Raw genomic sequence first — 21,140 nt, 5'->3', positions numbered from 1 at the left:
ACAAAAAGCGGATAACATATATTATGTGCTATACGCAACAATCATGAGGGATGAGTTTGATGTTGACCGTTGAAACAAGGCAGGCCGTGAACCCGGAATATGCAAAAACGCTGGATACCGAAGGGCTCCGTCGGCATTTCCTCGCCAACGACATGTTCCGTTCCGGCGAAATCAGGCTGATCTATACCCATTATGACCGCTTCGTGATGGGCGGTGCTGTGCCGAACGGTGCGCCGCTGACGCTGGACAAGGTGGAAGAAACCAAAACACCGTCCTTCCTCGACCGGCGCGAGATGGGCATCGTCAATATCGGCGAGACCGGAACGGTCAGCGCCGGCGGCGAGACCTACACCCTCAATCGCGGTGACGTGCTTTATCTCGGTGCAGGCAGCGGCGCGGTGACCTTTGACGGGGCAGGGCGATTCTACATCACCTCCTGCCCGGCGCATCGCAGCCTGCCGGCGAAGCTCGTGACGCTGGCCAGCAGCAAAGAGGTCAAGCTCGGCGCGACCGAAACCTCCAACAAGCGCACCATCAACCAGTTCATCCATCCGCTGGTCATGGAAAGCTGCCAGCTGGTGCTGGGTTATACGACGCTGGAGGACGGTTCCGTCTGGAACACCGTTCCCTCGCATATTCATGACCGCCGCATGGAGGCCTATCTCTATTTCGGCATGGATGAGAAGTCCCGCGTGCTGCATCTGATGGGTGAGCCGCAGGAGACCCGGCATCTGTTCATTTCGAATGAAGAGGGCGCGATTTCCCCGCCCTGGTCCATCCATTCCGGCGCCGGCATCGGTTCTTACACCTTCATCTGGGCCATGGCGGGCGACAATGTCGATTACACCGACATGGACTTCATTCAGCCGGGAGACCTGAAATGAAGAATCCCTTTTCGCTTCAGGGGCGTAAGGCGCTCGTCACCGGCGCGAATACGGGGCTTGGCCAGGCGATTGCGGTTGGGCTCGCCGCGGCCGGTGCGGAGGTGGTCTGCGCCGCCCGCCGCGCGCCGGATGAAACAATGGAGATGATCGCCAGTGACGGCGGCAAGGCCAGCGCATTGTCCATCGATTTTGCCGATCCGCTGGCGGCGAAGGACAGTTTTGCCGGCGCCGGTTTCGATATTCTCGTCAACAATGCCGGTATCATCCGCCGTGCCGATTCAGTCGAGTTCTCCGAACTCGACTGGGACGAGGTGATGGACGTCAATCTCAAGGCGCTGTTTTTCACCACCCAGGCTTTTGCAAAAGAGCTGCTGGCGAAAGGCCGGTCCGGCAAGGTGGTCAATATCGCTTCGCTCCTTTCCTTTCAGGGCGGTATTCGCGTGCCGTCCTATACGGCGGCGAAACATGGTGTCGCCGGCCTAACCAAACTCCTGGCGAATGAATGGGCCGCCAAGGGCATCAATGTGAATGCCATTGCGCCCGGTTATATCGAAACCAACAATACCGAGGCGCTACGCGCCGATGCGGCCCGTAACAAGGCCATTCTCGAGCGCATCCCGGCCGCCCGCTGGGGGCGCTCGGAAGACATCGCCGGGGCCGCGGTTTTTCTTTCATCTGCGGCGGCGGACTATGTGCATGGCGCCATTCTGAATGTCGATGGTGGCTGGCTGGCGCGCTGATCCGCGCCAGTTTCCAAAATTCATCATATAACTTGTATGATGAATTGTTGACAAATATATGGTGAGCAGCTTAGGTGACGTTCAGTCAGTGAACTTGCAGAGGAATTTCGATGATGAACCCCGAACAAATCAAGACGGCGCTCGGCTCCGGTCTGTTGTCCTTCCCGGTCACCCATTTCGATGCCGAGGGTCGTTTTGCCGCCGATAGCTACAGGGCGCATGTGGAGTGGCTCGCCGGTTACAAGGCGCCGGTGCTGTTTGCCGCCGGCGGTACGGGCGAGTTCTTCTCGCTGAAACCGGATGAAATTCCGACTATCGTTTCCGCCGCCAAGGATGTGGCCGGTGAAACCGCCATCGTTTCCGGTTGCGGTTACGGCACCGAGATCGCCGTCGATATTGCCCGCTCGGTCGAAAAGGTCGGCGCAGACGGCATCCTGCTTCTGCCGCATTATCTCATCGATGCGCCACAGGAAGGCCTTTACGCCCACATCAAGAAGGTGTGCCAGTCGGTCGGCATCGGCGTCATGGTTTACAACCGTGACAATTCCGTGCTGCAGGCGGATACGCTGGCGCGTCTCTGCGACGAATGCCCGAACCTCGTCGGTTTCAAGGACGGCACCGGGGATATCGGCCTCGTTCGCCAGATCACCGCCAAGATGGGCGACCGCCTGATGTATCTCGGTGGCATGCCGACGGCGGAACTGTTTGCCGAAGCCTATCTCGGCGCTGGTTTCACCACCTATTCCTCGGCCGTCTTCAACTTCGTTCCCGGTCTTGCCAATGAGTTCTACGCCGCCCTGCGAGCCGGCGAACGCGCCACCTGCGAGCGTATCCTGACGGAATTCTTCTATCCGTTCATGGCGATCCGCAACCGCGCCAAGGGTTACGCCGTCTCCGCCATCAAGGCTGGCGTGCGCCTGCAGGGCTTCGATGCCGGTCCGGTGCGTGCGCCGCTGAAGGATCTGACCAATGAGGAAGTCGGAATGCTCGAAGCCCTGATCGGCACGCACAAGCGCAAGGCCTGAGGACGGAATGACGGGAGGGGAGCGATGAAAATCACAGCGGTGCGGATGCATCTGCTTGAACATCGTCTGGACACGCCGTTCGAAAGCGCCTCCATGCGTTTCGACCGGCGGGCCCATGTTCTGGTGGAAATCGAATGCGACGACGGGACCGTCGGCTGGGGCGAATGCCTCGGTCCGGCGAGGCCCAACGCGGCCGTGGTTCAGGCCTATTCCGGCTGGCTCATCGGCCAGGATCCGCGCCAGACCGAAAAGATCTGGGCGGTGCTTTATAATGCCCTGCGTGATCAGGGCCAGCGCGGCCTCAGCCTCACGGCATTGTCGGGCATCGATATCGCGCTCTGGGATATCAAGGGCAAGCACTACGGCACTTCAATCTCGATGTTGCTTGGCGGGCGCTGGCGCGAAAGCGTGAAGGCCTACGCGACCGGCAGCTTCAAGCGCGATGGCGTCGACCGAGTCTCCGACAACGCCTCCGAAATGGCGCAGCGGCGGGCAGAGGGTTTTCATGCCTGCAAGATCAAGATCGGCTTCGGCATCGAGGAAGACCTTCGCGTCATCGCCGCCGTGCGCGAGGCGATCGGGCCGGATATGCGGCTGATGATCGACGCCAATCACGGCTATACCGTCACCGAAGCCATCACGCTTGGCAACCGTGCCGCTGAATATTGCATCGACTGGTTCGAGGAACCGGTTGTCCCGGAACAGCTCGATGCCTATGCCCGGGTGCGGGCGGGCCAGCCGATCCCGGTTGCGGGCGGTGAGACCTGGCACGGGCGTTACGGCATGTGGCAGGCGCTTTCCGCTGGTGCGGTGGATATTCTCCAGCCCGACCTCTGCGGCTGCGGCGGATTTTCCGAAACGCAGAAGATCGCGACGCTCGCCACGCTGCACGGCGTGCGCATCGTGCCGCATGTCTGGGGCACCGGTGTGCAGATTGCCGCCGCCTTGCAATTCATGGCGGCGATGACGCCCGATCCGGTGCGTGCGAACCCCATTGAGCCGATCATGGAATTTGACCGCACCCATAATCCGTTCCGCCAGGCCGTCCTGCGTGAGCCTCTCGAGGCCGTGAACGGCGTTGTCGCCATTCCCGATGGTCCCGGTCTCGGCATCGAGATCAACCGCGACGCATTGACCGAATTCAGAATGCCAGACCCATGAGCGAACTCGTCAGAAAACTGAGCGGCGCAGCGCCGAATCCTGCCTTTCCGAGAGGCGCGGTCGATACGCAGATGCACATGTATCTGCCCCACTATCCTGCCTTGCCGGGTGGCCCTGGTCTGCCGCCGGGCGCTCTGCCTGGACCGGAGGATTATCGTCGCCTCATGCAATGGCTCGGCATCGACCGGGTCATCATCACCCAGGGCAACGCCCATCAGCGCGATAATGGCAACACGCTCGCCTGCGTCGCAGAGATGGGCGAGCCAGCCCGCGCCGTGGTCATCATCGATGCGACAACGACCGAAAAGGACATGGAAAAGCTTACCGCCAGCGGCGCGGTCGGGGCGCGCATCATGGACCTGCCGGGCGGTGCGGTAAACCTGTCCGAGCTGGAAGCCGTGGACGAGCGCGCGCATGCGGCCGACTGGATGGTGGCGGTGCAATTCGACGGCAATGGTCTTCTCGATCATCTGCCGCGCCTTCAGAACATCCGCTCGCGTTGGGTGTTCGATCATCACGGCAAGTTCTTCGAGGGCATCAAAACCGATGGCCCGGAAATGGCGGCGCTTTTGAAACTCATCGACCGCGGCAATCTCTGGTTCAAGTTCGCCGGCGTTTACGAAAGTTCGCGTGAGAACTGGCCCTATGAGGACGTCGCCGCCTTTTCGCGCGTTGTCGCCGCCCATGCGCCGGAACGAATCGTGTGGGGCACCAACTGGCCGCATAATTCCATTCGCGAAACGGCCGCCTATCCCGACGATGCCCGCCTTGCGGAACTCATACTCGGCTGGCTGCCGGATGAAGCGGCGCGCCATCGGGCGCTGGTGGAAAACCCGGAAGCGCTGTTCAAGCTGCCTCCATTCAAGGCGGCATAGGTCAATTCCGGATAATCATACTCCTTCGTTACAAGGCCCCGCTATGTCGGGGCCTTTTCCATCTCATCGGCAAGCAGCCTTTGCTGTTCGTGTTCGTCAAAGGCCATGAGATTGCCGTGCCGGCTGCGGCGTATCCGGTTCATATGGTCGCGCGGACTTAAGCCGAGCGTGCGCTTGAACATGCGTGAAAAATAATAGGGGTCGCCGTAACCCACCTCGGCGGCCGCTGCCGAAACCGAAAGACCCGCCTCAAGAAAATGCATGGCGCGTTCCATGCGCTTGAACTCCTGATATTTGCGCGGCGTCCGACCGACCCGCTTCTGGAATTCCCGCAAGAAATAATCGCGATTATAGGGAGCCGCCTCGGTCGCCCTGCCGGCAATATCGGGGTCGAGCGGATTGGCCGAGATCATGGTGATCGCCTTCATCACCGCAAGATCGAGGCCTTCCGTCCCCTCCGGCTGGAAACTCGGGCGGTCGATCCATCCGAGGAAGGCGTCGTCGATGAAGGCGATGAGAAGCACCATGAAAAGATGGTGCTGGCCAAGCGTGACGGAGGAGGGTGGGGCGCTCTGCCGGTAGTGGCGCACCAGCGGTTCCAAAAGCGGCCAGCGGCTCAGCTTCACTTTCGGTTTCAGGTCCATCTGCGCGATCAGGTTGTGGCGGCCGTAAATATCCAGCGTGAAATGCTGCGCCACCCCGCGATAGGTGACGGCCTGCTCGTTCCAGCCGATAAAACGCTGACCCCGAAAAATCAGCATCGCGTCACCCGGTTCCAGCATCCGCGCCTCGCCATCGATAAGATAGTGTCCGCACCCTTCCAGACAAATGATCAGATCGTCGACCGGGTTGGATTTGTCGATCTGCCAGGTGCGCGAATGTTCCATCTTGATCGTGGCGCGCGTCAGGTTGAGGTTGAGCGCCGCAGGCGGAACGGACGAGAGTATGCCACCTTCGATTTCGTCCATCTTTTTCCTCGTCTTTGTTAATTCACCTTGGCGCGGAAATTTGGTTTTGTCACCGCATAAATTGCTTTTATGCGCCGTATCAATGAGGGAGGAGATCGGTCGCGGCGAGAAACTGCGCCATCACGCGCCCGCCGCCGGCCGTTCCGGGAGAATCACTTGTACGAAATTGTATTCTGTCATTCGCGTTCCGTCGGGACGCGGGGAGGAGCATTATGAAATCTCAGCGTTTCCTCGGGCTGGGATATCTGACGCCTTATATCGTCGGGCTTTTGGTCTTCACGGCCATCCCGTTCCTCGGCTCGCTCTATCTCAGCTTCACCCGTTACGATCTGATGAGCGATCCCACATGGGCGGGGTTGGCCAATTACGAGCGGCTGTTCACCCGCGACCGCACGTTTATGAAATCGCTGAACGTCACCCTGTTCTACGTGTTCCTGACGGTGCCGCTGAAGCTTGCCTTTGCCCTCTTCATTGCTGCGATCCTCAATTACAAGCTGCAATTCATCAACTTCTTCCGCACTGCCTTTTATGTGCCGTCCATCCTTGGCGGTTCGATCGCGATTGCGGTGCTGTGGCGCTATATCTTCGCGAGCGAGGGGCTTGCCAATATGGCGCTGGCCGCCGTCGGCCTGTCGCCGGTGGACTGGTTCGGCGATCCTGGCAACGCCCTTTTCACCATCACGCTGCTGCGCTGCTGGCAATTCGGTTCGGCGATGGTGATCTTTCTCGCGGCCCTGCAATCCATTGACAAGTCGATTTATGAAGCGGCCGCCATCGATGGGGCCGGCAAGGTGAGAACCTTCTTCTTCATCACGCTGCCGCTTTTGACACCCGTGATCTTCTTCAACCTCATCATGCAGATGGTGCAGGCGTTCCAGGAGTTCAACGGACCTTACATCATCACCCAGGGCGGGCCGCTGAAGTCCACTTACCTGTTGCCTCTCTACATCTATGACGAGGCCTTCAAGAAGTTCAACATGGGTTATGCCTCCGCCATTGCCTGGGTGCTCTTCACCATCATCACCGTGCTGACCCTCGTGGCCTTCTGGTCATCGAAGAAGTGGGTCTATTACGCCGGCGACAAGCGGAATTGATGCCATGACCGATATCGCAATCCTCAACGACATGCAGGCGGCCCGCCGGGCGCGGCTGAGGCTCGTCTCCACCTCGGTGCGCTACGTGCTTCTCTTCGCGGTCGGCCTCGTCATGCTTTATCCCCTGATCTGGCTGGTGGGCGCGAGCTTCAAGACCAATTCGGAAATCTTCTCCGGTGCCGGTTTCATCCCGGAAAACCCGACACTGGACGGCTATGTCCGCGGCTGGGAAACCTCGACGCCTTATACGTTCGGCCGGTTCTTCTGGAATTCTTTCCTGATCATCCTGCCGAAGGTCATCGGCACGGCGATTTCCTGCACCATGGCGGCCTATGCCTTTGCCCGCTTCGATTTTCCGCTGAAGAAAATCCTGTTCGGCTCGGTCATCGCCATCCTGCTTTTGCCGAATGTCGTCACCCGCATTCCGCAATATATCCTGTTCCGCGATCTCGGTTGGCTGGACAGCTTCCTGCCGCTCTGGGTGCCGTCCGCGCTCGCTGGTGATGCCTTCTTCGTCTTCATGCTGGTGCAGTTCCTGCGCTCGCTGCCATCGGATATGGAAGAGGCCGCCCGGGTGGATGGCGCCAACAGCTTGCAGACGCTTATTTACATCGTCGTGCCGATGCTGGCGCCGGCGCTGATTTCGGTCTGCCTGTTCCAGTTCATGTGGACGATGAACGATTTTCTCGGGCCGCTGATCTACCTGTCCTCGGTCGACAAATATCCGGTGAGCCTTGCGCTCAAACTCTCCATCGACACCACCGAAGCCTTCGAATGGAACCGCATCCTGGCGATGTCGGTGCTGACGATCGCACCTGCGCTGATCGTGTTCTTCGCGGCGCAACGGTATTTCATTGAAGGGATCTCGTCTGGTGGGGTCAAGGGCTGAAAATGGCAAGCGTTCAACTTAAAAATCTCGAAAAAGTCTATGGCGGCAGTTTCAAGGCGGTGCACGGCATCGATCTCAATGTCGAGGATGGTGAGTTTATGGTATTCGTCGGCCCTTCCGGCTGCGCCAAATCCACGACGCTGCGCATGGTGGCGGGGTTGGAGGAAATCACCGGCGGCGAAATCCTGATCGGCGACCAGCGTGTCAACGACCTGCCGCCCGGCAAGCGCTCCATCGCCATGGTGTTTCAGAATTATGCGCTTTATCCGCATATGAAGGTGCGCGGCAATCTCGCCTTCGGCCTGAAGATCGCCGGTGTCGCAAAACCCGAAATCGAAAAGGCAATCGACAATGTCGCGCGCATTCTCGAAATCGAGCCGCTGCTAGACCGTCTGCCTAAACAGCTTTCCGGCGGGCAGGCGCAGCGTGTGGCGCTGGGCCGCGCGCTCATCAAGAAGCCCGGCGTGTTCCTGTTCGATGAGCCGCTCTCCAATCTCGATGCAAAGCTTCGCGCCTCCATGCGGGTGCGCATTACCGATCTGCACCGTCAGTTGAAGGCGGAAGGCCTGTCTTCGACGGTGATTTACGTCACCCATGACCAGACGGAAGCCATGACCATGGGCGACCGTATCTGCGTCATGCAGGCGGGCCGCATCATGCAGGTTGCCACACCGAAGGAGCTTTATAACCATCCCGCCAATCTGTTTGTGGCCGGCTTCATCGGCACGCCGGAAATGAACCTGGTGGATGTGGCAATCGAGGGCGCGGAATTCGTCATCGCCGGCCAGCGCCTGCCCATCGGCGCGCATCTGGAGCAGCGGCTATCGGCCAGACCCGCGGATGCGGTCATCGGCATCCGCCCGCAACATCTGTCATTGACGGAGGCGACCGATGGCCCGGCGCTGCAGGCGAAGCTCACCAATGCGGAATTCATGGGCCACGAGGTCTATCTGCATGCCGATCTCGGCGGCCAGAAGCTGGTGAGTGTGGTCGGTGCGGCCGAATTCGAGGCACTCGGGCGTGACGACATCCTGCGGCTCAAACCGGATCCGGAGAAGCTGCATATTTTCGATAAGGTCGATGGCCGCAACGTCTCGCTGTGAGGAGGGAACGGGCGTGCCTGATTTTTCGAGGAGGAGAAGAACAATGAAGACGATGACCAGAATGATGGCGATGCTCGCCGGCGCCGCCTATGTGGCGATGGCAACTGCCCCGGTCGCCGGCGCTGCGGAACTGCGAATGTCCTGGTGGGGCGGCGAAAGCCGCCATGTCGCCACCCAGAAGGCCATTGCCGCCTGCGGTGAGAAATATGGCCATACAGTCAAGGGTGAATTTACCGGCTTCGACGGCTATCTGGAAAAGCTGACCACGCAGATGGCCGGCAAGACGGAAGCAGATATCGTTCAGGTCAACTGGCCATGGCTGCCGCTGTTTTCCAAGAACGGCGAGGGTTTTGCCGATCTGCGCCAGTTGAAGCCGCTCGATCTTTCCCAATGGGCCGAGAGCGATCTGGACGCCGGTTCGATGAACGGCGTGTTGCAGGGGCTTTCCGTTTCCACCACCGGCCGCGTCTTCTTCTTCAACGTCACCACCTTCGAAAAGGCCGGTGTTGAAATTCCGAAGACATGGGACGAGTTCTTTGCGGCAACCAAGACCATCAAGGAAAAGCTCGGCAAGGACTATTACACCTTCAATGCCGTGAAGGAGACTGCCCAGCTGCTGGTGACGCTGGCTGTCGTGCAGAAGACCGGCAAGGATCTGGTCGATCCCAAGACCAACCGCGTGGCCTGGACGCCGGAGGAACTGGCAGAGGGCATCTCCTTCGTCGGTAAGTTGGTCGAAACCGGTTCCATCCGCTCCCAGAAAGAGGAAGCGGCCGACGGTAACGTCAATCTCTATGAGAAGCCGTCCTGGTCGGTAGGCCGCATCGCCGGCTCCTATGAATGGGATTCGACCTATTCGAAATATGCCGACCCCCTGAAGGAAGGGCAGGTTCTGAAACCGGTACCGATGCTGAAGCGTGCCGATGCCGTGACAGAGGGTGTCTATCGCAAGCCTTCCATGGTGTTTTCGATCTCGAAAAACTCGAAGAACCCGGAAGCGGCTGCACAAATCCTGAACTGCCTGCTGAACGAACCGGAAGGCATAGATGCGCTCGGCACCTCGCGCGGTTTGCCCGCATCGAAGGCCGCGGCGGCGCGTCTGGGGGGCAAGGGCGAGCCGGAAGTGCGGGCCGCCAACGCCATCGTCATGGCGGCATCGGGACCAGTGGTTTCGCCCTTCAACGAACATCCTGAAATCCGATCGGGCTTTATCGATACGCTTGAGGAATATGCCTATGGCCAGCTGACGGCGAAAGAGGCCGCCGAGCAGATCATCGATACGACCAACGATGTTCTTGCCAAGTTCGATTGATGACAATGGCCCGCCGCCTCCGGTGGCGGGCCCTCTATCCGCACGCCGGACGATATGAAGCATGTCCGCCAAGGGTTTGGTCGGCTATGCAAAAAAGACGAGAAGAGAGCATGAACGAACCCTTTATCATCGCGTCTTCGGCGCGAATGGCTACGCTTTGCCTTGCTGCGCCCGGCGCCCGATATTTCCTTTCGTCCGAAACGGAATGGCGTCTGACGTCGCCGGATGGCGACGAACGGCGCGGTGAAACCGCGTCCGTGGTGACGCTGCTGGATGATCTCTCCCCGGATACTCGTTATCTCTTCGAGGCGGAGGGGTTCGCGACGCTGGCGTTCAAAACCGCCTCCTGCGCCGGGCTTGTCGAGGCTGCGGCATTTTCCCTGATGTCGAATGTTGCGCTCGATGATGAAGAAGGTGTGCGCGCCAACGCGCAGGCGCTGGAAAGGGCCGTGGCCGCGGTGCCGCACGGCGGCACGTTGCGTCTCGGGGGCGGTCTCTGGACGGCATTTCCCGTACGCCTCAAAAGCAATATGACCTTCCACCTTGCCGAAGGAGCCGTGCTGCGCGCGCCCTCCACCCGCAGGGGCTGGCCGATCCTGCCTGCCCGCGATGAGGCAGGCCGTATGCTCGGAAGCTGGGAAGGCTTGCCGGACGCCTGTTTCGCCGCGCCGGTTCATGCGATTGCGGCAGACAATCTCGTCATCGAGGGCAGGGGCGTTCTCGACGGTTCTGGCGACAGAGGCGATTGGTGGAGCTGGCCGAAAGAAACCCGCGATGGCGCGCGCCGGCCGCGCGGCCTGCATCTCGTTTCCTGCCGGAAGACAAACCTGCTCGGTTTCACGATCCGAAACGCTGCCTCCTGGACGATCCATCCGCAGGGCTGCGAAGACTTGATTGCCGCCGGCCTCAGCATCGTCGCGCCCCATGACAGCCCGAACACCGATGGTTTCAACCCGGAAAGCTGCCGCAACGTGACGATATCAGGCGTGCGCTTTTCCGTCGGCGACGATTGCATTGCGGTGAAGGCGGGAAAGCGCGGTCCTGATGGCGAGAACGATCATCTTTCGGAAACGCGGGGCGTTCGGGTGCGCCATTGCCTGATGGAACGAGGCCATGGCGGGCTGGTGATCGGCTCGGAAATGTCCGGCGGTGTGCATGACGTGGCGGTTGAGGATTGCGAGATGGTCGGCACGGATCGCGGCCTGCGCCTCAAGACGCGGCGCGGGCGCGGCGGCACCGTCAGCAACATTGCCATGCGCCGGGTGCTGCTGGATGGCGTGCAGACCGCGCTTTCCGCCAATGCCCATTATCATTGCGATGCCGATGGACATGACGACTGGGTGCAATCGCGAAACTCGGCGCCGGTCGATGGCGGCACGCCTTTTATCGACGGCATTAGCGTGGAGGACGTCGAGATCCGCAATCTCTCCCATGCGGCCGGCGCTTTTCTGGGCCTTGCCGAAGCGCCCATCCGCAACGTTGCCATCCGCAATCTCACCATCGTCTCGCGCGATGCCTCGGCCATCGCAACGCCGCCGATCATGGCCGACGGGGTGCGTCCCATGCGCCATGAGGCGATTGTTTTCGAGCAGGCGCATATAGTCTGCGATAATCCTGCCCTGTTGAGCGATGCTTCCGTTTCCATTGTGCCAGATTCCAATTGAGAAAACAGATGAAAGCCACTGAATATTTTGATCAATTCTCCAGTCTTTATAAACATTACAAGGGCGGAAGCTGGTGTTATGAGGATGGATGCGTTTATCGCGGCCTGCAACAGCTGTTCGAGGCGACCGGGGAGGCGCGCTGGAACGATCATCTGCATCGTCTCGCCGATGCGCAGATAGCGCCAGACGGCACGCTCGCCGGTTACGATCCGCACGAATATAATATCGACCATATCCTTGCCGGCCGTATCCTCTTTCCCCTTGCGGCGGAAACGGGCGATCCGCGTTACCTCGCTGCGGCGGAACATCTGGCGGGGCAACTGCGCAGCCATCCACGCATCGCATCCGGAAATTACTGGCACAAGAAGCGTTATCCGCATCAGGTCTGGCTGGACGGGCTATATATGGGGCTTCCTTTCCAGATAGAATATGCGCAGGCGACGGGCCGGACGGAACTGATCGACGATGCGCTGCGGCAGTTTTCAGCAGCGCTCGCGGCGACGAAGGATAGCGGCGGGCTTTATGTCCATGGTTATGACGAGAGCCGCAGCCAGCGCTGGGCCGATCCTCAAAGCGGAAAATCTCCCGCTATATGGGCACGCGCGGTGGGCTGGCTCGCCATGGCGCTGGTAGACGCGCTGGCCACCCTGCCGGATGACGATGCGACGGTGGCGCTTCGCAACAAGACGCAGTCGCTTCTGGCCGGTATCATCGCCCGGCAGACCGAGACCGGCCTCTGGATGCAGGTTGTCGACAATCCGGACCTTGCGGACAATTATGAGGAAACATCCGCCTCGGCCATGTTCGCCTATGCTTTGCTGCGCGCGGCGCGGCTTAAGCTCGTGCAGGGCGAAGAGGCGAATGCCGCCCTTTCGGCGGGTCGCCGCGCGCTTGAGGCGCTTCTGGAAACGCGGCTGAAAGCCGATGAAGAAGGCGTGACGCGCCTCACGGGCATCGTGCACGTCGCGGGCCTTGGCGGCTTCGAGGGCAATTATCGCGATGGAACGCCGGAATATTATCTGACCGAGCCGGTGGTGTCTGATGATGCCAAGGGCGTCGGGCCGTTGATGATGGCCTATGCTGAAAACCTGCTTCTGGCCAAGCGGCAGGCGCAGGCTGTTTCAGCGGCGTCATCTGCGGGGTAAATTCCCCCGTCGGTCACGCCTTGTTTTTTTCGACGAAACGGATGGCGTCGCCGACGGTCAGGATCGTGCTTGCGGCGGAATCTGGGATTTCCACCCCGAACTCCTCCTCGATTTCCATGACGATCTGAACCGTCTCCAGAGAATCCGCGCCGAGATCGTCAGCAAAATTGGCATTGTCCACCACATTGGCGGGGTCTGCGCCAAGCTGGTCCACGATGATTTTTCTGATGCGTTCTGCAATGGTGGACATGGTGAGACTCCGCGAAAGTTGCCTGCCGCCGAACGCCGGCCCATCTGAATTTGCGCCGAAGATATCCAAGCGAAATCAAACTGAAGTTTCGAAAGGATAGGCCGCAGAGTCAAAGGCTCGGAAGATCGATGACATCCGGACGTAGCACGCCTTTCGCAGCTACGAAAGGGTGTCGATCACCCGTTCGTATTTCAAAATAATATGGGACGTTCGCCACGTTAAACAGTTTGTGACTGGCGGTGGTTAATCGCGACGCTGTAAAGCTCGTTGCCTGTGAACCTTAAATCTCTCAGCCACGCCGAGCCTCACACATGGTCCAGTCGCCCCCGGAACGCTTCATCTTGCTCGACGGCGTAAGGGGCGTGGCCGCCCTTTTCATCGTCCACCGCCATGCCGAAAATCTCTTCGGGAAAAGCACGGCTTCGAGTTATCTCGCCGTGGATCTGTTCTTTGCGCTCAGCGGTTTCGTGCTCGCGCACGCCTATAGCCGGAGGCTGGCCGAAGGGGCGATTACGCCAGGCTTTTTCATGAAGGCGCGCTTCGCACGTCTCTACCCGCTTTATGTGCTGGCGCTGGCGCTGATGGCGGCCTATTTCATCTGTCTCTACGTGCTGGGCCTGCCGACGCCGATCGACGATCTGCACCGTCTCATCGATCCGGGCGAGCTTGCTTTCGCCTTGGTAACAGGGCTGCTCTTTCTGCCGGCGCCCTTTACGCTCACGCTGAACGGTGCGCTGTTTCTCGTCAGCCCGGCATGGTCGCTTTTCAATGAGCTGGTGGTGAATGCGTTTTACGCCCGCTTCGGTGTCCGGGCCACGCCGAAACAAACCGCCGCGGTGCTCACGGTCAGCGCCCTTGTGTTGATGGTGGCTGCCGCCGAGTTTGGCCGTTTGCATGCCGGTTTTCGCTGGCATGAAATGTATGCCGGCATGGGGCGAGTGTTCTTCTCGTTTTTTGCTGGCGTGCTTATTTACCGTTTCCGCAATCGCGTGCCGCAGTTGAAACCCTTTCAGGCGGCGCTTTGCCTTCTGCTGGTCTGCTTCATTCTGGCCGTGCCGATGTCGCGCGAGCTTCGGCCGTTCTTCGATCTTGCGGTTGTCCTTGTCGTCTGGCCGCTCCTGCTGTTTATCGCCAGCAAGACGGTTCCAGGGCGCGGGGTGTCAATGGTGTCGGTGTTTCTCGGCACGGCGTCCTATGCGGTCTATGTGCTGCATATTCCGCTTCTGGCCTGGACGGAGCTTCTTATCCCCGCGGTGCACCGGGAAAACTTCGCTTTGCCGGCCGGCCTTGTTTTTCTCATCGGCACGACATGCCTGTCATGGTTGCTGACGGTCTATTACGATCAGCCCGTTCAGAAATGGCTGAAGAACCGGTTGAGAGAGCGGAGCGAAATCCGCCAGCCGGTATGACCCTGCCTCGCGGCTGAAAACCTCAATAATGGGCGAAAATCGGGGCTGTCAGCACAAAAGCTGCGACGAGGCTGATGATCGTCAGTTTCGCCGCTCGCATGCGGCGCATTTTGCGGCCGCTCCAGTCATACGTCATACTCACCTCCACGCAGACGCAAAACTTACCGGTATGGGAAACAACCGAAACCTGGCGCAGACCTGTCATGGCCCCGCAACGCACCGGATGCACATTCGATACCCAAACTCCCGGACGCGCCTGATCGCGCGCGGGATGCTCAATTTCAGTGTTGCCTGATATACGACTTTTGCCAAGCCGTTATTTTCATCGGTGATTTTGAAGGCCGCCACGAAGAGGGCGGCATGCCCATCACTGGTAAAGAGGCGGCAGGCCCTGAATGGCGTAACGCGGCAGCGGTTTCCACGGTTTGACGCGCTCATGTTTGTGAACGCCGAACAGGAACAGCATTTCCTTCGAAATATCGGCAGGGTCGGTCAAGCCATCCTGAAAGAGCTGGATCACCTTGCGGGCGGCATTGTTGTAGAGAATGACTTCGTCATCCATGGTGTGGCTATCGTAACCGAGACCTTCCAGGACTGACTGAAGCATTTTCAGGTCCTGCGATGTGATGATGCAATTTTCGTGTGCGGAAGACATGAGGTCGTCCTTTCCTGCGGGAGTTAGAAAAAAACCGGAGCGTCGCGCTGCCGTCCAGAGATGGCGCTGGGACGCTTCAACGTTTCGAAATGCGGACGCGTCAGATAAACCGTTTCCGGCGCGTGCTGTCATCCATGTCGCGTGAATTGCGGATCGTTACCGCCGGCAACAAGCGGGACAGGGCTGAGGGCGCAACAGACCAGACGGTGGCAACGCCGCTTAGTTAACTATCACGGAGCCTGCGCCGTTTAAGGGGAATAGGCAAGTTAATTCCGCTAAACACGGTGGGAGATATAGCCGCTGCCGCAGGCAACAAAAAAGGCCGGGGCAATATTGCACCGACCTTCCTCATATCGCTCTCAACACCAGTGCCAGTACATCCGTGGTCAAAAGTCTAAAAGCGACTGGAGCAACTGCGAACGTCGATTTCATTCGCGCTCACCAGCAGTTGCTATGGAAGACTTTTAGTTTGGCAATGTGGCCAAATCAAGACCTGCATTCATGGCGATGCATTTATTCGTCCTGATTTCCCAGCCACAGGGGGCGTCATGTCTTCTTGCCATCCCCGGTGGTTGCATTGGCAAACTTGACCTGCGAGCCTGGGGGGGCTGCTGCAGGTGTTTTCGTCTTGTCTTTTTTAGGTTTGCGGATTTCCTTGTTGCTGCGCAATTGACCCTTGGCCATGGTGTCCTCCTCCTGCTGAATTCATGAGGTCTCGAGCGGGTATTAATCATTCCCTCAAGACCCGTTTGACGGGGCGGTTCTGGAAATCCCGTCCGGCTATTTCTTGCCGGATCGTTTCTTTGCGGATGCAGGCGCGTCAGCGATAAATGACGCTTCCTGTGCCTCACGAAGCTGGCGAAGGCGCTCTGTTTTGCGGGCGCGCTGGTCGGCCTCGGTATTTATGATCTGTTTTGCGGCGTTATCCGTCAGTGATGCTTTGTCCTGTGCGGATAGTTTGCCGGGCTTGAAGAAAGCTTCTTTAGTCGCGGCCATGTCATTCTCCTTGACGTAAGAGAGCAGTATCAAAGGGCTTAGCGGGTGCGGGCGGCCTTCTTTGGGCTCGGCAGCAAGCCTTCGCGTTGCATCTTCTTCTTTTCCATCTTGCGATGGCGGCGTACGGCTTCGGCCTGTTCGCGGACACGCTTTTCCGAGGGCTTCTCATAGGATTCCCGCGCGCGCATTTCGCGGAAGATGCCTTCGCGCTGCATTCTCTTTTTCAGAACACGAAGGGCTTGGTCTACATTGTTGTCGCGGACGAGTACTTGCAAGAAATTCTCCTTCAGCAGCCCATGCTGCTACTTTCTGACTTTAATGGAACTCAGGTTGACCCAGCTGGATCCCGCTTCGCGCACCGAAGTGTTTTCGCTGACGCGTGGCGTCGGTGTGGTGGACGCTGACAAATCTATTTCGTCGATCGCAATACTGCGTTCGAAATTTTCATGCTGGAAGCGCACCCTGAGACGAACGACGCCGTGTCCCTCCGGCATCACGGACATCACGCGCGCAGGACCCTTGGGCTGGTTGTTGCCGATGACACCGGGCTTCAGAAAAACCGTGTCGCCGCACTTGTAGGAATTTTTACGCATAGGACCTCCATGGCCCAAAAACAAAAGGCCGGGCTTTGACCCGACCTCTCACAGTCATCCTAACCTGCAGCCAGTACATCCGTGGTCTGCGAGTTGGAGATGACGAATATCAAGCTGCCTGAAGGTTATCAGCCGAGCTCTTGCCGGACCGACGGTCCTGGACGATCTCGTAGCTGATCTTCTGGCCATCGTTCAGCGAACGCATGCCGGCGCGCTCAACTGCGGAGATGTGAACGAAAACGTCCGTGCCGCCATTGTCAGGCTGAATGAAGCCGAAGCCCTTGGTGGCGTTGAACCACTTTACAGTACCAGTGTTCATAACGATTTCCTTTCGTAGAATCGTTGTGGTTCCCGCGATACCTTGCGGGATAAGATCGATTATTTGAGAGGAAATCCGACGGGGAACAGTCTGTTCCAGAACGACGTCACAAGCAATGGTCGATGAAGAAAATATAGGCGCAATTTTTGATTTTGCAATGGGCCCTGAAGGAAAAAGCGCCGGCGAGCAACGCTTGATCCGCTAAGTGTCTGTTTTACGGCGTTATTTCCCGATGACCCAATGTTAAGCCCGGTCGGGCGCTGCCTTTGGTCTCACGCGCATCAACCTCCGCCGGGAGACACGTCTTTCGCATCGTCATCCGGCAGACTGCCTGCGCCCGGCGTCTTGTCGCAGTCAGTGAGGGAAGGTTTGGCGTGCGGGCCGGCCGGGGGAATGTCGTTCGGGCTGGAAGGCCCTTTGTCGACAGTTTTCGGCTTCGTTTTCTTCGTCATGTCGCGTCCTCCTTTTAGCAGGAAAACGCCAGGGAAAAGGCGCGGGTTCCGTTTCCACACCGCGCGGGCGCGCTTTTCCGCCGTCAGCGGCGGGAACGCGGCTTTTTCTCTTCTCGGTTCATATCTCGTCCGACCCATTTGAAGAACACAACGAGGCTGGCGCCGATGATGATTAGCGGAACGAAGGATTCAAAACTGGACATGACTCACTCTTTCTTCCCCCGGTGGCCATTTTACCGGCCTGAAAGAAGAGCGTAATCTGCGGAATATCGTCGGTTCTTTTTTGGCGATTGCCGTCTGCGGCCCAGCTGCCGATGAGGTCGCAGACGACAGCGGTTAAACGGGCAACGATTTCACCGTTGCCGTCCCGCCTTCACGGGCGCTTTTCAGCGCCGCCACGCCGGTCAGAACGGACATGGCGCCGGCGCGCGACCCCGCCCGCTGCCGCAGCCGGTCGTTGGAGCCAGGCTTGAAGATCATGTCGCGCATGCGGTTGTCGCCGCCATAGTGGCCGCCCGGCTCATGCGGCACCCAGATACGTTCCACGCCGCCGCCAAAACTTTTCACCAGCAGGATTTCATCGGCCGGCGGTTCTGTCCAGGGCTGCTTTTCATACTGGCGCATCTCGATGCGCCCCTTATGACCGTTGAAGGCGATATGGTGGCCCTCGATCGGCATATAGGTATTGAGTGAATAGGAAACCTGCACGCCGCTGGCATAACGGATCGAGGCGCTCATGGTGTCGGGAATGTCGATTTCCTCGCGGAAGACGCAGGCATCGCGCACATAACCGTCCACCGTCGAAGGATCTTCATATAGCGCATCTAGAAAAGGATCGGCGCCCAGATCCATGAAATAATCGCACTCGCTTTTGTGCGGACAGGTGCGACAGCGCGTTCCCCGGAACGGACCGTTCTTGCCATAATGCAGCAATTGTCCGAACCCCTTCACTTCCATGGGATCGGAATCGAGATACCAGTTCAGGAGATCGAAATGGTGGGTGGCCTTGTGCACGAACAGGCTGCCGGAATGTTCGGTGAAGGCATGCCAGCGGCGGAAATAATCCGCGCCGTGGTGATTATCGAGATACCAATGGAAATCGACCGAGGTAACCGTGCCGATGGCGCCGTCATCGATCAGTTCCTTTATGCGAGCGGCCGTGGGCGAAAAACGATAGTTGAAGGACACATCGACACGTCGGCCGCTTTTGGCTTCGGCTGCGCGAATGCGGTCGATCTTTTCCGGGGTGGTGGTCATGGGCTTTTCGCTGATGACATCGGCCCCGCCTTCCAGCGCGCGGATGATGATGTCGTCATGGGTGTCGTCCGGTGTGCAGACGATCACCAGTTCCGGGCGTTGCTCCAGCATCATCCGGTCGAAGTCGTCGTAAAGCGGCGCGTTCGATCCCATCATGGCGCGGGCGCGCTCGGCGCGCATCAGGTTCAGGTCGCAAATGCCGACCAGCTCGACATAGTCGCTCCAGCCGGCCAGCAATTCGCGGCCCCACATGGTGGTACCGCGATTGCCGGTGCCGACCAGCGCGTAACGTTTGCGTTTCACCTTTTCAGGCATCGTCTCTCTCCCGGATATCTCAACAAACAGTCTTGAAGCGCTCAACCACGGTGGCGAGGACCTCATCCATCGGGCGTGCCTGCCAGCGATGCGAGAAAATCTCAACTTCCTGCGGGCCGTGGAAGCCGGCGGCCTCGATCATGGCGCGAAAGGCCTTGAGGTCAATCACGCCGTCGCCCATCATGCCGCGATCATTGAGCGGATCCGTGGTCGGCACCAGCCAGTCGCAGATATGGTGGGCGAGAATTTGCCCGTTCCTGCCCGCACGCGCCACTTGCTCCTCCAGTTCCGGGTCCCACCAGACATGGTAGACGTCGATGGCCACACCGGTGCCGGCGCCCAGCCGGTCGCAGAGATCGAGCGACTGTTTCAGCGTGTTGAAGCAGGCGCGGTCGGCGGCATAAAAAGGGTGGAGCGGTTCGATGGCCAGCGGCACGCCGGCGGCGCGGGCATAGGGCAGAAGCTCGGCCATGCCGTCCTCCACCATCTGCCGCGCACCCTTTAAATCACGCGAGCCGGCGGGCAGCCCGCCCACGACAAGCACGAGGCAGTCAGCTTTCATGGCGGCGGCCTCATCGACGGCGCGTTTATTGTCCTCAATGGCGAGCCGACGGCCTTCCTCGGTAGGAGCAGGGAAAAAGCCGCCACGGCAATGGCCGCTGAGGCGCAGCCCATTCTGCTCAACGATGCGTGCGGCTTCAGTAAGACCGACGCCGTGTACCTGTTCGCGCCAGGGCGAAATGGCGGTGATGCCATGGGCGAGGCAAGCATCGACGATTGCGCCAAAATCTCCGCCCTGACGCACGGTGGCGAAATTGATGGAAAGGCCTTCAAGGCTCATCTCGGTATCTCCCCTCGTTTTGCTTCACCCGATGCCGCGGACGGCCAGAAACGCCTTCATGCGGTGCGTGGCCAGATCAGGCTCGGTCAGCACATTGGCCTTGTCCGCCAGTCGGAAAAGCTCGGCGAAATGCTGCGTGGAGCGGGTGCTTTCCTGCCCGCCGATCATAGTGAAATGATCCTGCAACCCGTTGAGATAGGCGAGGAACACCACACCGGTTTTGTAGAAGCGGGTGGGAGCCTTGAAGATGTGGCGCGAGAGCGCCACCGTCGGCTCCAGAATATCGAAGAATTCATTGTCCGCCCCGTGCTTCAGGCAGGCCAGCGCTTTCGAAGCCGCCGGCGCGATGGCGTCGAAAATACCGAGCAGCGCGTCCGAATGGCCGTTCTCATCACCGGCGATCAGTTCGGCGTAGTTGAAATCGTCGCCGGTATACATGCGCACGCCTGCCGGCAGACGGCGGCGCATGACGATTTCCTTTTCCTTGGAGAGAAGCGAAATCTTGATGCCGTCGATCCTGTCAGCATTCTCCTCGATCATGGCAAGGCAGATTTCCATGGCCTGCATGTGGTTACTGGAACCCCAGTAACCCTCAAGCGCTGGATCGAACATTTCACCCAGCCAGTGGATCACCACTTTCTGCTCGGCGTGGGAAAGCACCCTGGCATAGGCCTTCAGATAATCGTCCGGCGAACGGGCAGCAGCGGCCAATGCGCGGCTCGCCATCAAGATCACGCGCCCGCCTTCTCCCTGAACAAAATCAAGCTGTTCGAGATAAGAGTCGATAATCTGGTTCAGGTCGTAACCGCCGCCATTCAGATGGTCGGTGCCGACGCCGCAGGCAATCAGAGCATCTTTGCGGCTGGCTGCTTCCTTCAGCGAACGGGAGATCAGTTCCTGCGCCTGCGGCCATGCCAGTCCCATGCCGCGCTGCGCCGTATCCATCGCCTCGGCGACGCCGAGGCCGAGGTCCCACAGGCGGTGACGAAAACGTAAGGTGGCGTCCCAGTCGATGGCGGGGTTAAGCCATGGGTCGTTATCGGCAAAGGGATCGGCCACCACATGGGCGGCGGCGAAGGCGACGCGGTTGAAATCCGCGGCACTTCGTTTCTCAACGGCGACCGGCGTGCCTGATAGCCGGTAGACCTCGATGCTGCGGTCGTCCTTCGGAAGCTTGAGTTCACTCACGTCTG

The 21,140-nt window shown here is 59.3% G+C and carries 24 protein-coding genes; 12 read left to right on the top strand and 12 right to left on the bottom strand.

Going from position 1 to position 21,140, the window contains the following annotated elements:
- The first annotated feature begins 59 nt into the window (after nucleotides 1–59).
- From kduI to PL597_RS07225, 5 genes are all read left to right on the top strand, one after another.
- Entirely contained in the window at nucleotides 60–884 is an 825-nt protein-coding gene (gene kduI, locus PL597_RS07245; protein ID WP_142913965.1) for a 5-dehydro-4-deoxy-D-glucuronate isomerase, read from the top strand.
- Nucleotides 881–1,624 (top strand): 2-dehydro-3-deoxy-D-gluconate 5-dehydrogenase KduD, encoded by a 744-nt coding sequence (gene kduD / locus PL597_RS07240; RefSeq protein WP_271364855.1) that lies wholly within the window; start codon nucleotides 881–883, stop codon nucleotides 1,622–1,624. The genes kduI and kduD overlap by 4 nt, the downstream gene beginning before the upstream one ends.
- A 113-nt stretch (nucleotides 1,625–1,737) precedes the next feature.
- Complete coding sequence (kdgD, locus tag PL597_RS07235; protein ID WP_077984359.1) at nucleotides 1,738–2,649, top strand: 5-dehydro-4-deoxyglucarate dehydratase; 912 nt, start codon at nucleotides 1,738–1,740, stop codon at nucleotides 2,647–2,649.
- A gap of 24 nt (nucleotides 2,650–2,673) precedes the next feature.
- Complete coding sequence (locus PL597_RS07230; RefSeq protein ID WP_271364854.1) at nucleotides 2,674–3,810, top strand: D-galactarolactone cycloisomerase; 1,137 nt, start codon at nucleotides 2,674–2,676, stop codon at nucleotides 3,808–3,810.
- Nucleotides 3,807–4,685 carry an amidohydrolase family protein gene (locus PL597_RS07225; RefSeq protein ID WP_271364853.1) on the top strand — a complete coding sequence of 293 codons (879 nt, stop codon included), beginning with the start codon at nucleotides 3,807–3,809 and terminating at the stop codon, nucleotides 4,683–4,685. Before PL597_RS07230 ends, PL597_RS07225 begins: the two co-directional genes overlap by 4 nt.
- A 41-nt stretch (nucleotides 4,686–4,726) precedes the next feature.
- Here the strand turns inward: PL597_RS07225 and PL597_RS07220 are convergent, their stop codons facing one another.
- Nucleotides 4,727–5,653: a helix-turn-helix domain-containing protein gene (locus PL597_RS07220; protein ID WP_077984211.1), complete on the bottom strand. Its 927-nt coding sequence runs from the start codon at nucleotides 5,651–5,653 to the stop codon at nucleotides 4,727–4,729.
- A gap of 212 nt (nucleotides 5,654–5,865) precedes the next feature.
- Between PL597_RS07220 and PL597_RS07215 the strand changes: the two genes are divergently transcribed.
- The 6 genes from PL597_RS07215 to PL597_RS07190 all read left to right on the top strand — a co-directional run bounded on the left by PL597_RS07215 (nucleotide 5,866) and on the right by PL597_RS07190 (nucleotide 12,860).
- Complete coding sequence (locus tag PL597_RS07215; RefSeq protein WP_077984210.1) at nucleotides 5,866–6,747, top strand: carbohydrate ABC transporter permease; 882 nt, start codon at nucleotides 5,866–5,868, stop codon at nucleotides 6,745–6,747.
- A 4-nt stretch (nucleotides 6,748–6,751) separates the two neighbouring features.
- The gene (locus PL597_RS07210) at nucleotides 6,752–7,636 is read left to right on the top strand and encodes a carbohydrate ABC transporter permease (protein ID WP_077984209.1); all 885 of its coding nucleotides are present in this window, start codon (nucleotides 6,752–6,754) and stop codon (nucleotides 7,634–7,636) included.
- Between the two features lie 2 nt (nucleotides 7,637–7,638).
- Nucleotides 7,639–8,739: an ABC transporter ATP-binding protein gene (locus PL597_RS07205; protein ID WP_271364852.1), complete on the top strand. Its 1,101-nt coding sequence runs from the start codon at nucleotides 7,639–7,641 to the stop codon at nucleotides 8,737–8,739.
- A gap of 43 nt (nucleotides 8,740–8,782) precedes the next feature.
- Complete coding sequence (locus PL597_RS07200; protein WP_271364851.1) at nucleotides 8,783–10,051, top strand: ABC transporter substrate-binding protein; 1,269 nt, start codon at nucleotides 8,783–8,785, stop codon at nucleotides 10,049–10,051.
- Nucleotides 10,052–10,161: 110 nt separating this feature from the next.
- Nucleotides 10,162–11,715 (top strand): polygalacturonase PglA, encoded by a 1,554-nt coding sequence (gene pglA / locus PL597_RS07195; protein WP_271364850.1) that lies wholly within the window; start codon nucleotides 10,162–10,164, stop codon nucleotides 11,713–11,715.
- An 8-nt stretch (nucleotides 11,716–11,723) separates the two neighbouring features.
- Nucleotides 11,724–12,860 (top strand): glycoside hydrolase family 88/105 protein, encoded by a 1,137-nt coding sequence (locus PL597_RS07190; protein ID WP_142913955.1) that lies wholly within the window; start codon nucleotides 11,724–11,726, stop codon nucleotides 12,858–12,860.
- A 13-nt stretch (nucleotides 12,861–12,873) separates the two neighbouring features.
- On the opposite strand, the gene PL597_RS07185 is transcribed toward PL597_RS07190, so the two are convergent.
- Nucleotides 12,874–13,110: an acyl carrier protein gene (locus PL597_RS07185; RefSeq protein ID WP_026372446.1), complete on the bottom strand. Its 237-nt coding sequence runs from the start codon at nucleotides 13,108–13,110 to the stop codon at nucleotides 12,874–12,876.
- A gap of 311 nt (nucleotides 13,111–13,421) precedes the next feature.
- Between PL597_RS07185 and PL597_RS07180 the strand changes: the two genes are divergently transcribed.
- A complete protein-coding gene (locus tag PL597_RS07180; protein ID WP_271364849.1) occupies nucleotides 13,422–14,519 on the top strand; it encodes an acyltransferase family protein in 1,098 nt (365 codons plus the stop codon).
- A gap of 367 nt (nucleotides 14,520–14,886) precedes the next feature.
- On the opposite strand, the gene PL597_RS07175 is transcribed toward PL597_RS07180, so the two are convergent.
- The 10 genes from PL597_RS07175 to PL597_RS07130 form a co-directional block, all read right to left on the bottom strand.
- The gene (locus tag PL597_RS07175) at nucleotides 14,887–15,174 is read right to left on the bottom strand and encodes a hypothetical protein (protein ID WP_269826807.1); all 288 of its coding nucleotides are present in this window, start codon (nucleotides 15,172–15,174) and stop codon (nucleotides 14,887–14,889) included.
- Between the two features lie 546 nt (nucleotides 15,175–15,720).
- Nucleotides 15,721–15,858, bottom strand: a complete 138-nt coding sequence (locus tag PL597_RS07170) for a hypothetical protein (protein WP_162854307.1) — start codon at nucleotides 15,856–15,858, stop codon at nucleotides 15,721–15,723.
- A gap of 96 nt (nucleotides 15,859–15,954) precedes the next feature.
- Complete coding sequence (locus PL597_RS07165) at nucleotides 15,955–16,170, bottom strand: hypothetical protein (RefSeq protein WP_077984196.1); 216 nt, start codon at nucleotides 16,168–16,170, stop codon at nucleotides 15,955–15,957.
- Between the two features lie 38 nt (nucleotides 16,171–16,208).
- Nucleotides 16,209–16,445 carry a 30S ribosomal protein S21 gene (rpsU, locus tag PL597_RS07160; protein ID WP_271364848.1) on the bottom strand — a complete coding sequence of 79 codons (237 nt, stop codon included), beginning with the start codon at nucleotides 16,443–16,445 and terminating at the stop codon, nucleotides 16,209–16,211.
- Nucleotides 16,446–16,472: 27 nt separating this feature from the next.
- Nucleotides 16,473–16,763: a cold-shock protein gene (locus PL597_RS07155; RefSeq protein WP_271364847.1), complete on the bottom strand. Its 291-nt coding sequence runs from the start codon at nucleotides 16,761–16,763 to the stop codon at nucleotides 16,473–16,475.
- A gap of 109 nt (nucleotides 16,764–16,872) precedes the next feature.
- Nucleotides 16,873–17,082 carry a cold-shock protein gene (locus PL597_RS07150; RefSeq protein ID WP_003508146.1) on the bottom strand — a complete coding sequence of 70 codons (210 nt, stop codon included), beginning with the start codon at nucleotides 17,080–17,082 and terminating at the stop codon, nucleotides 16,873–16,875.
- A 281-nt stretch (nucleotides 17,083–17,363) separates the two neighbouring features.
- Nucleotides 17,364–17,534, bottom strand: a complete 171-nt coding sequence (locus PL597_RS07145) for a hypothetical protein (protein ID WP_162854306.1) — start codon at nucleotides 17,532–17,534, stop codon at nucleotides 17,364–17,366.
- Between the two features lie 336 nt (nucleotides 17,535–17,870).
- A complete protein-coding gene (locus PL597_RS07140) occupies nucleotides 17,871–19,106 on the bottom strand; it encodes a Gfo/Idh/MocA family protein (RefSeq protein ID WP_149147498.1) in 1,236 nt (411 codons plus the stop codon).
- Between the two features lie 19 nt (nucleotides 19,107–19,125).
- Complete coding sequence (locus PL597_RS07135) at nucleotides 19,126–19,947, bottom strand: sugar phosphate isomerase/epimerase family protein (protein WP_269824068.1); 822 nt, start codon at nucleotides 19,945–19,947, stop codon at nucleotides 19,126–19,128.
- Nucleotides 19,948–19,971: 24 nt separating this feature from the next.
- Nucleotides 19,972–21,135, bottom strand: coding sequence for a dihydrodipicolinate synthase family protein (locus PL597_RS07130; RefSeq protein WP_271364846.1), 1,164 nt, complete (start codon nucleotides 21,133–21,135; stop codon nucleotides 19,972–19,974).
- Nucleotides 21,136–21,140: the final 5 nt, after the last annotated feature.

Origin of the sequence: Agrobacterium sp. ST15.13.013, assembly GCF_027956525.1 — a bacterium.
Taxonomy (GTDB): domain Bacteria; phylum Pseudomonadota; class Alphaproteobacteria; order Rhizobiales; family Rhizobiaceae; genus Agrobacterium; species Agrobacterium salinitolerans.
The sequence above is the reverse complement of the archived record's forward strand: the minus strand, read 5'-3'. Positions and strand labels throughout refer to the sequence as shown.

What these genes read in the sequence shown, in the direction of transcription:
- kduI (WP_142913965.1), top strand. Translation starts at nt 60, where the DNA reads ATGTTGACCGTTGAAACAAGGCAGGCCGTGAACCCGGAATATGCAAAA.
- kduD (WP_271364855.1), top strand. Translation starts at nt 881, where the DNA reads ATGAAGAATCCCTTTTCGCTTCAGGGGCGTAAGGCGCTCGTCACCGGC.
- kdgD (WP_077984359.1), top strand. Translation starts at nt 1,738, where the DNA reads ATGAACCCCGAACAAATCAAGACGGCGCTCGGCTCCGGTCTGTTGTCC.
- PL597_RS07230 (WP_271364854.1), top strand. Translation starts at nt 2,674, where the DNA reads ATGAAAATCACAGCGGTGCGGATGCATCTGCTTGAACATCGTCTGGAC.
- PL597_RS07225 (WP_271364853.1), top strand. Translation starts at nt 3,807, where the DNA reads ATGAGCGAACTCGTCAGAAAACTGAGCGGCGCAGCGCCGAATCCTGCC.
- PL597_RS07220 (WP_077984211.1), bottom strand. Translation starts at nt 5,653, where the DNA reads ATGGACGAAATCGAAGGTGGCATACTCTCGTCCGTTCCGCCTGCGGCG.
- PL597_RS07215 (WP_077984210.1), top strand. Translation starts at nt 5,866, where the DNA reads ATGAAATCTCAGCGTTTCCTCGGGCTGGGATATCTGACGCCTTATATC.
- PL597_RS07210 (WP_077984209.1), top strand. Translation starts at nt 6,752, where the DNA reads ATGACCGATATCGCAATCCTCAACGACATGCAGGCGGCCCGCCGGGCG.
- PL597_RS07205 (WP_271364852.1), top strand. Translation starts at nt 7,639, where the DNA reads ATGGCAAGCGTTCAACTTAAAAATCTCGAAAAAGTCTATGGCGGCAGT.
- PL597_RS07200 (WP_271364851.1), top strand. Translation starts at nt 8,783, where the DNA reads ATGAAGACGATGACCAGAATGATGGCGATGCTCGCCGGCGCCGCCTAT.
- pglA (WP_271364850.1), top strand. Translation starts at nt 10,162, where the DNA reads ATGAACGAACCCTTTATCATCGCGTCTTCGGCGCGAATGGCTACGCTT.
- PL597_RS07190 (WP_142913955.1), top strand. Translation starts at nt 11,724, where the DNA reads ATGAAAGCCACTGAATATTTTGATCAATTCTCCAGTCTTTATAAACAT.
- PL597_RS07185 (WP_026372446.1), bottom strand. Translation starts at nt 13,110, where the DNA reads ATGTCCACCATTGCAGAACGCATCAGAAAAATCATCGTGGACCAGCTT.
- PL597_RS07180 (WP_271364849.1), top strand. Translation starts at nt 13,422, where the DNA reads ATGGTCCAGTCGCCCCCGGAACGCTTCATCTTGCTCGACGGCGTAAGG.
- PL597_RS07175 (WP_269826807.1), bottom strand. Translation starts at nt 15,174, where the DNA reads ATGTCTTCCGCACACGAAAATTGCATCATCACATCGCAGGACCTGAAA.
- PL597_RS07170 (WP_162854307.1), bottom strand. Translation starts at nt 15,858, where the DNA reads ATGGCCAAGGGTCAATTGCGCAGCAACAAGGAAATCCGCAAACCTAAA.
- PL597_RS07165 (WP_077984196.1), bottom strand. Translation starts at nt 16,170, where the DNA reads ATGGCCGCGACTAAAGAAGCTTTCTTCAAGCCCGGCAAACTATCCGCA.
- PL597_RS07155 (WP_271364847.1), bottom strand. Translation starts at nt 16,763, where the DNA reads ATGCGTAAAAATTCCTACAAGTGCGGCGACACGGTTTTTCTGAAGCCC.
- PL597_RS07150 (WP_003508146.1), bottom strand. Translation starts at nt 17,082, where the DNA reads ATGAACACTGGTACTGTAAAGTGGTTCAACGCCACCAAGGGCTTCGGC.
- PL597_RS07145 (WP_162854306.1), bottom strand. Translation starts at nt 17,534, where the DNA reads ATGACGAAGAAAACGAAGCCGAAAACTGTCGACAAAGGGCCTTCCAGC.
- PL597_RS07140 (WP_149147498.1), bottom strand. Translation starts at nt 19,106, where the DNA reads ATGCCTGAAAAGGTGAAACGCAAACGTTACGCGCTGGTCGGCACCGGC.
- PL597_RS07135 (WP_269824068.1), bottom strand. Translation starts at nt 19,947, where the DNA reads ATGAGCCTTGAAGGCCTTTCCATCAATTTCGCCACCGTGCGTCAGGGC.